The sequence below is a fragment of the Pelosinus propionicus DSM 13327 genome (assembly GCF_900114615.1).
GTDB classification, from domain to species: Bacteria; Bacillota; Negativicutes; order DSM-13327; family DSM-13327; genus Pelosinus; species Pelosinus propionicus.
In genome coordinates this window covers 1-13,266 of the sequence record NZ_FOTS01000082.1, presented here as the reverse complement: position 1 = coordinate 13,266, position 13,266 = coordinate 1, and the positions used below count along the sequence as shown (strand labels likewise).

Genomic DNA, 13,266 nt, shown 5'->3' with positions numbered 1-13,266 from the left:
AGTAGAGTAAGCCAAAGTTAATAGATCCCATTTATTTACTTTTTCTTCGGCTTGAAGAAGAGGCTTGTTTAGTGCACCCATTTTTTGCGGATTACTTACAAAACTTATTTTTTATGGGCTTGACATATTACCAGATTGCTCTAAGCACTGTTGAATGAAATTCATTACTTCATCACTGATGATTGTCGATTGGCGATTGTAGGCCTTTTTGTTCCACGGAGCAGTGTCACCTTGGCAGTATTTATCTACTGTATTTCTTGATATGCCAAGTCTTTTGGCGATTGCGCGTTTGCTGGTACCAGAATTAAATAGTTTGCGTATTTCAGCATAGTCTTCCAATGTGATTACCACCTTTTATCCCTCCAAAACAGACTTCCTTACGTCTATTTTAAAGGTTATTTTTATTTAAGGTGGCTCATTTTTTCGTGAGCGTTTTGTGCTTAAGTGGCTCACTTATATATTAGCGTTTATAGTGCCTGTGGTAACCCTGGGTGAATGTCTGATAGTCAGCTATTTTGTTTGATTTTTTTCACCATTTTGATGTTCGCTTGTGAACTAACCATTTATAATTAATAAAAATAGATAGTTTGGTAAGTGAGGGAACACAATGCAAAAGAACTATGGAGATGAGTATGTGAATCTGGGCAAACGGATTGCCTATTATCGAAAAAAACGTAGGATATCCCAAGAAGAGTTCAGTAAGGGACTAGATTGTAGTATTCAGGAAGTGAAAGCCATTGAAAATGATTATTCTGTAAGTAAGGACTTAGCAACTGGTATTTGGTCAGTCAAGGATTTGGACTTTCTTTTTGCTATCGCAGACGTATTAGAGGTGGATGTACCTGTATTCTTCCTACCTATCAGTGACGAAACCTTTGAAAAATATCGGACAGACAAATGAATGGGATGTTTACTTCTAAACGATACGCGACAAAAGGCATTTGCGAGACCATTAGTCTAGATATCCAAATGGTCATATGGGCGATGATCGATCAGTGGCGACAAGACAGAGTTACGATGGATTACTTGCAAGTGTTTGAGTTATCTATTGAAAGAAGAAATAGCATAGGAATACAAAAAGTGATTCATACACAAGAATGTCCATGCAAAAGTGCCACCTATTATCTTCCCATTATCGAAAATCCCATTAAAACGACAATTTGGGTCATAGATAGCGAAGAGTACTGTATGATGCTGTTACCGGATGAATATTAAATAACTTGATGGATAGTTATTTAATATTCATAAGCAAGAATGTTCATTAGTAATGATTATTTGACACAGGGCTGGAAGACAAATACAAAAAGCAATATGGATGATTAATGATTAACAGTATTTTATAATTTATAATGATATTTCCGCAGGAATATTGAGTGATTGTAGAGCAATATATTTAAAATAAAATTCGCTTACAGCTAATTTTATACTTTACATTTGAAATATTATATGGTATATTAAGGTTGCTTGTGAGGTATTTTTACCTTGGTCGTGACCTCAATTTTGGAGCACATGAGTGCTTGTGGGACACTTAAGGGTCCCGAAATTTTGCGGCAGACGTATGCTATCCTGCTGTGCATTCCAGTTCTCTGGATATCCTGTAGGGTGAATGTAGCTGCACGCGATCACTACCACAATCAATTTTGGGAGGCTCCCAATTGATTGTGGTAGTACTAAAATTTAATTGGTTAGGTGAAAATAGGAACCTAGACTTCCTAGAGGCACGTCTCATATCTGTTCGCAGAAATCAGAGGCGGGGGAAGAGGAACATTATGTTAAGAATACAAGCACTATTTTCATCAGGTTCTACTAAAATTCTGAGTCGTGGAAAAGTTATTTTAGAAATAGTTATCAAATTAGTTGAACTTGTTCAAAAGGTATTCGATTTAATTGATAAGCTATCATAATAATAATAACGTACTTAGAGTGTGAGGGATAAACCGCCAATTAAAATTTACATATAACATGGAGACAATTTTATTGTCTCCATTTCTTTAAGGGTGGGTAAAATGATAAATGAAGCTTTAAGATTGGTAAGACTTGCGCATGGATACAAATCTAAAGAAGTAGCTGAAAAAATAGGTGTATCCGCTAGTTATCTATCCGAAATAGAGAGCGGCAAAAAAACACCCACGTTAGATTTATTGCAAAAATATAGCGATGTCTTTGGCATTCGCTTGTCTACACTTATGTTTTTTGCAGAAGAATTAAATAGAGAAATTCCAAAAGAAAAAATTAAAGATAATGTGCGTAAGTATATTTTCAAATTAATGAAATTGATTGAAAAACAAAAGGATGTAGTGGTAGATGAAGAAGATAGTGGAAAGACATCATAAGAAGCAAAGCTTTTTCTATTGTTTAGCAAATAAAAGTCTACTAGCAACTCAGTTTGGTTTACCCCAAAATTTTTTCAGATCCAAATATAAAGAGCAGCTTATTTATAGTTTTTTTGAAATTTCCAAAAAGGATGGAAGTTCAAGAGAAATAAATAACCCTAAATATGATTTAAAAGTGTTGCAAAGAAAGATATTAAACTATATGAATCGGATATATAAACCAGATTGGCTTATGTCTGGTCGAAAAACAATATCATATATAGATAATGGTAGGAAACACCTTGGTTCAAATTATGTTATTACAATTGACATAAAAAAAATTTATTCAAACTGTAAACGAAATAATGTATATAACATGTTTAAAGATGTTTTCAAAATGACTCCTGACATAGCTAGTATAATGGCGGATCTAACAACATTTGAAGGAGCAGTGCCTACTGGGGCTCCAACTAGTCAAGTTATTGCATTTTGGACTTATCAGGATGCTTTTGAGAAAATTAACGAAATAGCTCAACAATATGATTGTATCTTTTCTTTATATGTGGATGACATGACTTTTTCAAGTTTGGGGGAAATCCCAACGCAATTACTCCTAGAAGTAGATAAAGAATTGAAGCTTGTAGGATTATCAATAAAATGGAAAAAGGTAAAAAGATTTGGGATTAATCATTGTAAATTAATTACTGGGGTTGTTTTGGATGAAGCCAAGCAGATGAGAATACCTAATGCATTAAGATTGTCAATTATTCAAGGGGTAAAAAAGTTGTCTAATAAAGAATTATCTCAAGAAGAACGGTTAAGGTTAATTAAATCATTAAAAGGAAAAATTAATAGTGCTCGGAATATTGAGCCAGAAATATTTCCTGAGATACATAGAAAAATATCATCTATATAAACAATACATATTTTTAGGAAATGGATTAAAACCTTTGTCAATTATTTGACATAGGTTATTTTTTTTGCCTTAAAAATGCATTAGAACCGTTTACGCAGGATGAGTAAGAGGATACGATATATATTATAAATTAAGTTTACATAATACAGTAGGTGAGAGTATGAAAAAGAATATCAAGCCACTTACTCCTAGATGCGGAATATGCAAAAAGATTTATTCTTATAGGGATGATGATGGTTCTGGCTTATGTCCACGGTGTAGACCAACCAATTCACAACCACTTTTGGCGGTAACGCATAAGGCAAAATCAATAACGGAAACGGAGGCGGATATAAAAATGGATGATTTTGATAAAGAAGAGGTACAAGAAGCAACTAGTATTGTACAGGCAGAAGAAAATCAAGGTGCAAGTGAGGTTGTAGAAGATAAGGATAGTCCAGCAGCACCAATAGCGGTTGAAAATAATGATGGTGAGTTAAAAATTGAGGATATTATTGAACCTGGACGATATGGCGTAAGCAATAGCCAAATGATCCCGGCATTAAAAAAAGCTATCGTGGAAGAATCGATACCTAAAATTGCTTTATTAAAGAGCACGTACTTTTATACTTTTGAAAAATCAGTTAGGTATTTAAAGAAAACGGAACGCGAATACATTGTTAATAATCTAAAATAAAGCATAAAAAAATCGGGGCATTAAATTGCTCCGATTTTTTTATTTTCTGGTGTAGTTTGGTTAATTTCTAAGCTTCAATTGAGTACTATTTGTTACTTCCGAGAGGTTATGCTCTTTTTTTATTTGGGAGTATATAGGATTTTTGAGGAGTTGATGTACATGCTTGTTAAATTCCATAACAGCGGTTGATGATGGTTGATTAATTTGGGTAAAAGTATAAGTAATTTTTGGCATTTATTAAAAACCTCCTGAATTTTTGAACCATCATAAGGATTCAGGAGACCAAACTTAACATTTTTATTTGAAAGGTGACTTTAATAATGAGATACAAAAATATAAAACATGTGGCAATTTATTTACGAAAGTCTCGGGATGAAGGAGAATATAAAGACGTATTATCTAAGCATCGAGACGCCTTGACTTCTTTTGTTGAAGCCAAGGGATGGAGTTATGAAATCTTAGAAGAAATCGCCTCTGGTGAATCGATTATAAGAAGGCCACAAATGCAGATGTTATTAAGCAATGTGGAAGAAGGCTGTTACGATGGTGTTGTGGTTATTGATTTTGATAGGCTAAGTCGTGGTAGTTATACTGATTTAGGTATGATTGAAGAAGCCTTTAAATCTACTGGCACATTGATTATTACACCGCAAAAGACATATGACCTCGAAGATGATAGTGATGATCTGACCATTGGCATTAAATCCTTCGTTTCTAAGGAAGAATACAAATTGATTAAGAAACGAATGCAGGAAGGAAAAATCAATGGAGCCAATAAAGGGATGTGGACAAGTGGTCAACCGCCTTTCCCTTACTATTATGACCGCTTAAATCGAGTAGTCTTGGTAGACGAAACAAAACGATTTTACTATCGCGAAATGGTAGAAATGTATATAAACGGCAGTGGTTTAACGGAAATAGCGGAGTGGTTGACTGATAATGTGCCAAGACAGCGTAAAAATACCATGGGAACAAGAAAGAAATGGTCAACGGTGGTTGTAAAAAGGCTTTTGAGTAGTGAAGTACATCTTGGCTATGTTATTTTTGGCAAGCATAAGAAAAAGAGAGGGGTTAGAAGTGTATTACCCCAAGAACAATGGATTAAGAGCCAAGGAACACATGAGCCTTTAAAAACAGAGGAAGAGCACGAGAAAATTATGGCTAGGATGGTTTTGTCAAAAACGCTTAATCCAAGAGCAAGAGCAGAAGCATTGCCGTTGTCTGGTATGTTGTATTGTGATAAATGTGATGCTAGGATGATTATTAAAACTGTCATATATAAAAATGGAAAGAAAAATTGGTGTGCGCTATGTTCAACACGACAGGAAGACAAAAGTTGTGACCAAAAGAGTATGATTTTAAATGAAGATTTTTTTAATGGCTTATATGAACGAGTAATACATATTGATGAAAATTTACAATATCAGCTACAGGAAAATGATAAAGAGTTGATCAAATATAAGCATCTATTGTCTACTAAGGAAAAAGAGCTTAAAAAGCATCAAATTGCAATCGACAGGTTATATGAAATGCGGGAAGAAGATAGTATCGAAAAAGAAACCTTTTTGGAACGTAAGAAATCACGTGAAGAGCAAGTTCAGACTTTAAAACGAGAAATTGAAGATTTGAAGCTGGTCATACAGGAACAAGGCAATTTGCCTTCGATAGAAAAGCTGACACAGCGTATCAAAGTGTTTAAGGGTAATTGGACACATTTAGAGAGTACGCAAGAGAGGAATAAGTTGTTAAAGCGTATTATTGGTAAGATTATATATAATCGGGAAGCTAATAATGTATATTTGGGGATTCAATACAATTAAATTCAGAATTTAATGTAAGAATATTAGCAGGAATTAATATTTGAGAAGAGAAACTACCCATAATCTACTAAAAAGGTAGATTATGGGTAGTTCCTCTTTAGTTGACATAGCGATAGAAGACAATAAGAATTTAATAGTTTTAAATGGAACAAGGAACCTGTCCCCATGTCTCATATCCATGCTTTTCTCCGTGTTCCCCATTATAGTAAGGCCAAAATCATTTTCATATTAGATGTTTTTCCGGTTCAAAAAGTAATTCTGCTAAATGTACACCTTTAACATCTCCTGTGTTCAAACCAGTTCCACAATAATGGCAATATGCTATAACTTTATCAGTTTTAAACTGATTACAATATAATCTCATCATGTTTTTCTTTTCTTCATTGGTGTGTGGCATAAATTTCCCACTCGCTCTTTCAATAAAACGACGTGGCGCCAATTTGGCGTTCCTTGAAGGTTGTTCTTGGTACAGTGATATTCCACAAAACTCTGTTTTATCATAGTTATTTTCTAACTCAACAATATCAATGTTCATCTTCTGTATTAATTTCCGAACACTTTCTTGTTCTACATGATTTTCCTTGGATCGCCAACAATCTTGAATTGTCATTTTTTTGTGATTATAATCTGGAAATGGAAAAGATTCATCTTGCAATATTAATTCCCAAACAGACATTCTTTTTATAAGTGGCTTTTGTTCTTCGAAAATTGCCGAGCAATTATGGCAAATAGATACCATCGTACTTCCATCTTCAAACTCATTATAATGAGGTATTTTCCTCCACCTATCTATATACCATTCTGGCATAGCTTCTTCAAATTCTAAAACTTTATATTTTGAAGCACAACATCTTATAATAGGGAAACAATATCTATTGCTAATATAATCTTGAACTTTTTCACTAAGTTCTGGATTTTCACGCGTAAATACACAACTAGCTACATAAAAATAATCTTGCTTATTTATAAACTCACCCCACTTAATCTATCTATATCTTTTTTATGCGTTTAAATCGCCAGATATAAATTCCTTTCTACAAGATTCTAATGCAAAAGCTACTAAAGGAAAAATTGTAAAAAAATGGATTTCGGTATTGCAATCCTCCTTAATCATTGTCCAATTCCGCAAAAATACAAGCTCCGAATCCTTGATCGATCGCTTCTAGTATCATCCCCATTTTGGTTTTCATACTTATTGTTATTAGAGCGATTAAAACTATTATTAGAATAGACACAGCAAAATAATACGGGGATTTTTCGATTTGTTCACCTCTTGGTTCTATGTTACTAGATATTAATCACTAACAGAAGCGATTAATATCTATGATAGCAATCGGATTCTTCTATGGAAGTTAACAAATATGGCTTTAGATGATATAAAGTATTCCGTGAAGTAGTTCTACATGGTTCTATGGCCCAAGCAGCGAAAACATTGGGATACGCACAATCTAGTGTTCAACTGCGAAGAATTATACCACCGTTTGAATCCAAATGATGTACTAGGCGGATTACCACGAATTGAGGATGTCATAGGGACGGGGTTGTCGACAATTTAACTGGTTTGAAGGTTAGTGTCAATAACCCTGTCCCCTTGTAAGATATAGTACAGAAGGGTTATCCATTAGGGATTAGAAAAACTCCGAACATTCAGTTATATAATAGGGATGAAGGATATGAATGTCCCTGTCCCAGGGAAGATTTTTTCTATACCCATAACACAGATAATTCATCCATTCCCAAAGCATTTACGTTTTAGCTGGTTGGGAGCCTATTCCCGCTTCACGTGCAAGGCTGTGATCTTTGACGATGGAATGGATAATCCTTCAAATCTATTTTTGCAGGAGGTTGGCTATGTTAAGTACTCGCCCGGCTGTTGGCATCGATGTAGCTAAAAACTTTTGTTTTTACGCAGCTGTCTCACCAACTTGTACCACTTTTTTAAAATCTTTTAAGGCTCTAAATACCAGACAAGGACTCCTTCTCGCCTTGGAGCAAATAAAAAAAGTAGAAGAAGCGTTTAGTAGTCAACCGGTCATCGTCCTAGAATCCACGGGTCACTACTCTCAGCGCATCGTCCACTTTTTTTTGAAACAGGGTTTTGAAGTCTACCACATCAATCCCCTCATTTCTCATTCTATCAAAAATTCTGTTGTAAGAAAAGTAAAAACAGATCAAGTGGATGCACTTGAATTGGCTAAACTACCCTTTCTACAAAACCTTCGATCTACTCCTACGCCAAAAGAGCAGATCGCCAATTTGAAGGTATTGGCGCGAACGAGATGCCATCTCATAGAACAGCGAATCACTTCCAAAAATCAACTTCAGACTGCAATCGAACAGGTTGCCCCTTTGTTTCCTACTATATTAAATCCAGGCTCATTAACTGCTTTGACGTTAGTAAACAAGTTTCCATGGCCTGCGGAATGGTCGAAAAAATCCAATCGAAAAGTTATTATGACGATGCTTGAGACCTTGCCTCGTCGTGGTAAAGCTTTATGCCCAGCAAAAATACGAAGCTTTGCTATCTTGTGCTCAAGATGCTGAGGTCACTGGTATTTGGTTGACATCCTATTTTAGCGCTATCCAACGTTACGCAAGGATCGTGCAATTTTTGGATGCAGAAATTAAAGTGATTGATGTTCAGATTAAAGAATTGTCTTCTAAGGTACCGGAAGTTGCTTTATTAAACAGCATACCTGGAATAGGAGATACACTTGCACCGCTTCTTTTGGGTGAAATAGGTGATATCGAGAGGTGCGTCAACGCTAAGCAGTTAGTAGCTTTTAGCGGAATTGGCCCATCGGTTCGTCAATCAGGTAATTATGTGGGTACGAAAAACAAGGTAACGAAACGGGGCTCGCCATTTTTACGACATGCACTTTACATTGCTGCGACTACATCTGTTCGAAAAGAGTCTAAAGGATCACAAGTGAATTCTGTAATCTATGAGTATTATATACGCAAGATCGAAACTAAAGCTAAGAAACAAGCTCTGGGTGCAGTGATGAACAGGCTGCTACGTATCATATTTTCAGTTTTAAAAAACAAGCAACCTTTCCGTTTGATTACTCCTGATCAGCAAGTGGAAATGTATCAGAAAGTACAACAGAAGGCCGCATAATTTATGATAAGAACGGAACATTATCTCTACTTTTCTTAGGTAATGTTCGCTTGTGAGAAAGGCTTGTTTGCTATACACTTTTTTAGTTAGTTCCTTTTTAGCATTTAAGACTTGACTTTAATTAGCTGGTCTGTGTTCTATTTGATTGGATATTGGGAATTGCATATTTTGTTGTAGCTACTTATGTTTTAATTGTAAAAGGTAATATGTGGATGAAAAATGAGAAGTCCATTTACAGTTTTAATCAAAAACAACTAGGTCCTTATCGCTCAGGAACCTGTCTTCGTATCTCCTTATAGGAAGTTGTTTTTGTCAAGTCAGAAGCAACGAAAAGGAACGTTAGCAAGTGATGAAAATAGATATTGACATTTTAGTAAGGTACCTGTATTATCTTAAATAAGGTACCTTACTAAAATAACTGTAAAGGAAGAGAGCAATGGAAAACACAAGTTTTAATTTAACTGAAAAGTTTATCATGCTTAGTCGCTTGTTTATGCAAAAGCATCATCAAATGGGAGCCAACCATCTTCATGACCCATTTCGCGGGCAAGGTAGAATTTTGACTTTACTTAAAATGCAACCGAAAATGAGTCAAAAAGAACTTTCGTATTTGCTTGGTATCAGGCCACAATCTATGGGGGAATTATTGACTAAGCTGGAGCAGAATGGTTATATCATTCGAACACCTTCTGCTGAAGATCGGCGTGCTATGGAAATTCAATTAACAGATGAAGGTGCGGCGGTAGCTGCTGAGAATAAGGAGCGGCGGGCAGCAGAACTTGCAGCTGATGAAATGTTTCAGTGCCTAAACAAAGAAGAACAGGAAGTGTTAGCTGGTTATCTGGAACGTATTATTGATGTGCTGCAAAAAACTCTTGCTGGTGATCCAGTGGATTTGCCTGGACATAGGTCACGCCTAGATGGTTGCGATGATCGGCATAGAGGATTTGATGAATGGCGCCGAGACAGATTCTGACAGACTCGTTGACACCGATACGATGATTCATTTTCTTAAAGTGATCAGATTATGCACAAAGGAGAAAGAAACTATGAAATACGACCCAAAAGCAATGCAAAACTATAATTCTACTCAAGAAGGTTTCGCAGAGCACTATAATGCAACTCCTCCTTGGGATATCGGTAAGCCCCAAGCGCCTTTTTTTACTGTGAGCGACCAGATCAAAAGCCCCGTGCTTGACGTGGGATGCGGTACGGGAAGCACATCAATATTTTTTGCGTCTAAAGGGCATGACGTTACAGGAATTGATTTTGTTGAAAAAGCGATACAATGCGCCCGAGAAAAAGCTGCCAAGCAAGATCTGTCTGTACGCTTTCAGATCAAAGATGCGATGACGCTTGTAAACTGGGATGAACGCTTCTACAGCGTGATTGACAGCGGTTTATTTCATATCTACGTAGGAAAAGAGCAAAAGCGGGAACAAAGACGGTATGTTCAGGGATTGGCCCATGTTCTGAAGCCAGGCGGACGGCTCTTCTTATTAAGCTTTACGGATGAAGCTCCTGAAGGGGGAGTTTCGGAGCAGGAGTTATCCGACATTTTTGCTGATGGATGGGAGTTGGAGTCCATACAGCAAGTGATTGGTGAAATCAACCCAACATTTCTGGCAGAGCATCCCAAAGCCTTTCCTGCAGGAGGACCGAAGATGTGGTTTGCAATTATTCGCCATATCGGAAATTAGAAGGAATCAGAAGAACCATCATTAAGAGGCAAAGGGAACCTTCTGCAGTGCTAAATATAGCAGGATTCAGCATTTATAAAGAGAAGCTACCATAATAAATTAGTTAGTAATTTTATGGGCCGCTTCTCTTTTAGTTGATGTGAGCGATAAGAAGACAATTAAGAACTTATCAGTTTTAATTGGGGCAAGGACCCTGTCCCCTTGTATCTTACAGCAGGAGTTTCTTTTTTACTGTTTATATTCTATTTAACGGTATCAACATAAAATTTTTATTAATAATTTATTAAAAGCTGACCAAAAAGGAGCGCCCCTTATATCTTTATATATTTTTTTATCTATCTGACGCAGACTTTAAGAGCTGCTCATCAATCCATGAGAGGATGCGCTCATTTGCAAGCAGCTTGGCTCCGCACTGGCCATGCTCGCCCGCACCTTCCTCCGAAGTAAACAATATAAAGCTTTTCTCACAGGTAAGCGCGTCGTAAAGCGGCTTTGCCTGACCGGACATCATCTTGTCCTCCTCGACATCTACGATGAGCGTGGGGCACTGGATTTTTTCCGCGACGCCTTCCATGCTAAATTTTTTTATCTTCAAAAGAAACTGAGCGGGAGTGTCGACTCCAAAGACGAATATGCCGTGCTCAAAGCCCCATTTCAGTACGGGATTGTTTTTTACCATTTTGTCAAAGTTTTGATTAAGTTTGTCCGGGGAGGTACTAGCCATGTCAAAAAACTGACTATCGGGCAATAGGTTTTTAAGGGTGTCTGAAAAGCTGTATACGCCGCCATTTGCGACGCAGGCGGCAAGACGATGCTCATAGGCAGCCGCTCTGGGCGCCAGATATCCTCCAAGGCTTACACCCATCAAAACGATTTTGCCAGGGTCGACGCCATCAAGGGAGAGCACAAAATCCACGACGGGTGTTACGACTGCCTCATAGTCGTAACGAAAATACAGGTGTTGCCGATGTAAAGCCTCGCCCTGCCCTGGTCCCTCAAATACGAGGCAGCTGATGCCATGATCCAGAGCGGCCATGGCCATTCCGTACAGTTCTTCTTTCGTACCGTCAAAACCGGTCATTAATATCAGCAGTGGAGTTGGTTCCAATGTTTTTTGGCACTTGTAATAATGCCCGGGCAGCGTTGTTCCTTCATAGGGAATTTTGACTGCTTGAATTATCGGATCGTTCAGTTCCATCACTTTCGCAAAACACGCGAAGCTCGCTTCGGACAGCTCGGTAATCCTTGGATCATTTGGGTTTCCGTGCAGATAAAATTCCGCTGAACGGTAATAATTGTAGGCTCGCAGATATGTCTTTCTTGCACTAACCGGATGCCCGTTTTTAAAATAATCGTCCGCAGCCACATGGAGCCTTTTTGCCGTCCCAGACCACTCCTTACACCAACTGTCAGCATCGCCTTCCGTTATCTTTTCGGCGGTTGTAAGAACCTCCCCGATATCAGCCATTCCATATGCCGTTTCGCTGAGCAACCTTAAAGTCTCGAAAGCAAACGAATCGTCTTTGAATATTACATTTTTCATAAATGATCTTCCTTTCATTCTTTTCTCTTGTGTGTATTTAAATCCCTACAACATGTTGTATAATCATAGTATAGATTTAGATTTTTCCGCCATCAACCGTCAATCATAGCGAGACTGTCGGATTTTTGAAAAGAGGAAGTGGTAGCATCAGATGAAGCATAATCCTGAAATTACAGCGCAAACAAGGAAAAACTTGATGGACGCGTTTTGGGACCTGTACAGCAAAGAAGGAATTAAGAGAACATCAGTGCGGGAGATTGTCGGTAAAGCCGGGTACAACCGAAGCACATTTTATGAATATTTTACCGATGTCTACGATGTGTTGGAGCAAATAGAAGCCTCCATTTTACCGGATATAGAAAAGCATCAAGGTATCATGATGGATATGGACCTTCATCTGCCACTCAAACATCTTACCGAGGTGTACAGCCGAAACAAAAAGTACTTTGGTGTTCTATTAGGGAAAGACGGAGATCCCGCTTTTCAAGAAAAGATTAAAAAAGTATACAAAGCATTGTTACGACCGCACTTTCAATTACTCGGCGCGGATGAATTTATATCGGAATGCACTTTGGAATATGCAGTATCCGCTTTCCTTGGGGTGATGACGTATTGTTTTACGCAGGAAGAAAACCCGGATATCGAAAAGATGGTACAACTTCTATGGAACCTTATGAATGATGGCGTGATAAAAAACTTTAAGTAGAACGCTTCAATCGAAGGGGCTGTCGCAAGAAGACATAAGGGACGTTTCTTTTTTGACAATAAGATAGTATATTCTAAATAAGAGGTGATGAAATATGCCAAGAGAAGCGAGAAAGTTAAGTGAGAGTGGATTTTATCATGTTGTATATCGAGGGATAAATCATCAGAATATCTTTGAAGAAGAACAAGACTTTGAATATATGTTAGAGATATTAAATAAGTTGAAGCAAGAAATAAAATTTGAAGTGCATGCCTATTGTCTAATGACAAATCATGTACACATATTGCTAAAGGAGAATCAACCAGGGGATATATCAACAATCATAAAAAGATTGTTAATAAAATATGTAATGAAATTTAACCGAAAATATCAAAGAAGCGGGGCTTTGATAGGAAGTAGGTATAAAAGTAAAGCAGTAGAAGTGGATGAATATTTTATTCCATTGATAGTATATATCCATCAAAACCCAAGG

General features: G+C 37.1%; 17 protein-coding genes. 13 read left to right on the top strand and 4 right to left on the bottom strand.

Features of this window, described 5'->3' with window-relative positions:
- Positions 1-111: 111 nt before the first annotated feature.
- Positions 112-351: a helix-turn-helix domain-containing protein gene (locus BMZ99_RS27495; protein ID WP_090944301.1), complete on the bottom strand. Its 240-nt coding sequence runs from the start codon at positions 349-351 to the stop codon at positions 112-114.
- A gap of 256 nt (positions 352-607) precedes the next feature.
- Between BMZ99_RS27495 and BMZ99_RS24580 the strand changes: the two genes are divergently transcribed.
- From BMZ99_RS24580 to BMZ99_RS24555, 6 genes are all read left to right on the top strand, one after another.
- Positions 608-901 (top strand): helix-turn-helix domain-containing protein, encoded by a 294-nt coding sequence (locus BMZ99_RS24580; protein ID WP_090944297.1) that lies wholly within the window; start codon positions 608-610, stop codon positions 899-901.
- 5 nt (positions 902-906) lie between these two features.
- A complete protein-coding gene (locus BMZ99_RS24575; RefSeq protein ID WP_217645153.1) occupies positions 907-1,215 on the top strand; it encodes a DUF960 family protein in 309 nt (102 codons plus the stop codon).
- Positions 1,216-1,655: 440 nt separating this feature from the next.
- Positions 1,656-1,904, top strand: coding sequence for a hypothetical protein (locus BMZ99_RS24570; protein ID WP_090944291.1), 249 nt, complete (start codon positions 1,656-1,658; stop codon positions 1,902-1,904).
- A 102-nt stretch (positions 1,905-2,006) separates the two neighbouring features.
- Entirely contained in the window at positions 2,007-2,333 is a 327-nt protein-coding gene (locus BMZ99_RS24565; RefSeq protein ID WP_090944288.1) for a helix-turn-helix domain-containing protein, read from the top strand.
- Positions 2,305-3,228: a reverse transcriptase family protein gene (locus BMZ99_RS24560; protein ID WP_090944285.1), complete on the top strand. Its 924-nt coding sequence runs from the start codon at positions 2,305-2,307 to the stop codon at positions 3,226-3,228. Before BMZ99_RS24565 ends, BMZ99_RS24560 begins: the two co-directional genes overlap by 29 nt.
- Before the next feature lie 160 nt (positions 3,229-3,388).
- Positions 3,389-3,904, top strand: a complete 516-nt coding sequence (locus tag BMZ99_RS24555; protein ID WP_090944283.1) for a hypothetical protein — start codon at positions 3,389-3,391, stop codon at positions 3,902-3,904.
- Positions 3,905-3,964: 60 nt separating this feature from the next.
- Here BMZ99_RS24555 and BMZ99_RS26620 read toward each other — a convergent pair whose 3' ends face one another.
- The gene (locus BMZ99_RS26620; RefSeq protein WP_175490697.1) at positions 3,965-4,138 is read right to left on the bottom strand and encodes a hypothetical protein; all 174 of its coding nucleotides are present in this window, start codon (positions 4,136-4,138) and stop codon (positions 3,965-3,967) included.
- Positions 4,139-4,224: 86 nt separating this feature from the next.
- Between BMZ99_RS26620 and BMZ99_RS24550 the strand changes: the two genes are divergently transcribed.
- Positions 4,225-5,724, top strand: coding sequence for a recombinase family protein (locus BMZ99_RS24550; RefSeq protein ID WP_090944281.1), 1,500 nt, complete (start codon positions 4,225-4,227; stop codon positions 5,722-5,724).
- A 223-nt stretch (positions 5,725-5,947) separates the two neighbouring features.
- On the opposite strand, the gene BMZ99_RS24545 is transcribed toward BMZ99_RS24550, so the two are convergent.
- Positions 5,948-6,532: a hypothetical protein gene (locus BMZ99_RS24545; RefSeq protein WP_217645152.1), complete on the bottom strand. Its 585-nt coding sequence runs from the start codon at positions 6,530-6,532 to the stop codon at positions 5,948-5,950.
- Between the two features lie 1,043 nt (positions 6,533-7,575).
- Here BMZ99_RS24545 and BMZ99_RS24540 point away from each other — a divergent pair.
- The 4 genes from BMZ99_RS24540 to BMZ99_RS24525 all read left to right on the top strand — a co-directional run bounded on the left by BMZ99_RS24540 (position 7,576) and on the right by BMZ99_RS24525 (position 10,545).
- The gene (locus BMZ99_RS24540) at positions 7,576-8,268 is read left to right on the top strand and encodes an IS110 family transposase (RefSeq protein ID WP_175490696.1); all 693 of its coding nucleotides are present in this window, start codon (positions 7,576-7,578) and stop codon (positions 8,266-8,268) included.
- Entirely contained in the window at positions 8,243-8,845 is a 603-nt protein-coding gene (locus BMZ99_RS24535) for a transposase (protein ID WP_175490695.1), read from the top strand. The genes BMZ99_RS24540 and BMZ99_RS24535 overlap by 26 nt, the downstream gene beginning before the upstream one ends.
- Before the next feature lie 436 nt (positions 8,846-9,281).
- A complete protein-coding gene (locus BMZ99_RS24530) occupies positions 9,282-9,821 on the top strand; it encodes a MarR family winged helix-turn-helix transcriptional regulator (RefSeq protein WP_090944270.1) in 540 nt (179 codons plus the stop codon).
- 73 nt (positions 9,822-9,894) lie between these two features.
- On the top strand, positions 9,895-10,545 hold the full coding sequence (locus tag BMZ99_RS24525) for a class I SAM-dependent methyltransferase (RefSeq protein WP_090944267.1): 651 nt from the start codon (positions 9,895-9,897) through the stop codon (positions 10,543-10,545).
- 331 nt (positions 10,546-10,876) lie between these two features.
- Here the strand turns inward: BMZ99_RS24525 and BMZ99_RS24520 are convergent, their stop codons facing one another.
- On the bottom strand, positions 10,877-12,088 hold the full coding sequence (locus tag BMZ99_RS24520) for an alpha/beta hydrolase family protein (protein ID WP_090944264.1): 1,212 nt from the start codon (positions 12,086-12,088) through the stop codon (positions 10,877-10,879).
- Between the two features lie 151 nt (positions 12,089-12,239).
- On the opposite strand from BMZ99_RS24520, the gene BMZ99_RS24515 reads away from it, so the two are divergent.
- Both BMZ99_RS24515 and BMZ99_RS24510 read left to right on the top strand, forming a co-directional pair.
- A complete protein-coding gene (locus BMZ99_RS24515) occupies positions 12,240-12,794 on the top strand; it encodes a TetR/AcrR family transcriptional regulator (protein ID WP_090944261.1) in 555 nt (184 codons plus the stop codon).
- A gap of 94 nt (positions 12,795-12,888) precedes the next feature.
- On the top strand, positions 12,889-13,266 hold a 378-nt coding region (locus BMZ99_RS24510), incomplete at its 3' end, for a transposase (protein ID WP_175490694.1).

Bases quoted from the DNA above. Each gene is read 5' to 3' on its own strand.
- BMZ99_RS24580 (WP_090944297.1), top strand. From the start codon at position 608: ATGCAAAAGAACTATGGAGATGAGTATGTGAATCTGGGCAAACGGATT.
- BMZ99_RS24575 (WP_217645153.1), top strand. From the start codon at position 907: ATGTTTACTTCTAAACGATACGCGACAAAAGGCATTTGCGAGACCATT.
- BMZ99_RS24565 (WP_090944288.1), top strand. From the start codon at position 2,007: ATGATAAATGAAGCTTTAAGATTGGTAAGACTTGCGCATGGATACAAA.
- BMZ99_RS24560 (WP_090944285.1), top strand. From the start codon at position 2,305: ATGAAGAAGATAGTGGAAAGACATCATAAGAAGCAAAGCTTTTTCTAT.
- BMZ99_RS24555 (WP_090944283.1), top strand. From the start codon at position 3,389: ATGAAAAAGAATATCAAGCCACTTACTCCTAGATGCGGAATATGCAAA.
- BMZ99_RS26620 (WP_175490697.1), bottom strand. From the start codon at position 4,138: ATGCCAAAAATTACTTATACTTTTACCCAAATTAATCAACCATCATCA.
- BMZ99_RS24550 (WP_090944281.1), top strand. From the start codon at position 4,225: ATGAGATACAAAAATATAAAACATGTGGCAATTTATTTACGAAAGTCT.
- BMZ99_RS24545 (WP_217645152.1), bottom strand. From the start codon at position 6,532: ATGCCAGAATGGTATATAGATAGGTGGAGGAAAATACCTCATTATAAT.
- BMZ99_RS24540 (WP_175490696.1), top strand. From the start codon at position 7,576: ATGTTAAGTACTCGCCCGGCTGTTGGCATCGATGTAGCTAAAAACTTT.
- BMZ99_RS24530 (WP_090944270.1), top strand. From the start codon at position 9,282: ATGGAAAACACAAGTTTTAATTTAACTGAAAAGTTTATCATGCTTAGT.
- BMZ99_RS24525 (WP_090944267.1), top strand. From the start codon at position 9,895: ATGAAATACGACCCAAAAGCAATGCAAAACTATAATTCTACTCAAGAA.
- BMZ99_RS24520 (WP_090944264.1), bottom strand. From the start codon at position 12,088: ATGAAAAATGTAATATTCAAAGACGATTCGTTTGCTTTCGAGACTTTA.
- BMZ99_RS24515 (WP_090944261.1), top strand. From the start codon at position 12,240: ATGAAGCATAATCCTGAAATTACAGCGCAAACAAGGAAAAACTTGATG.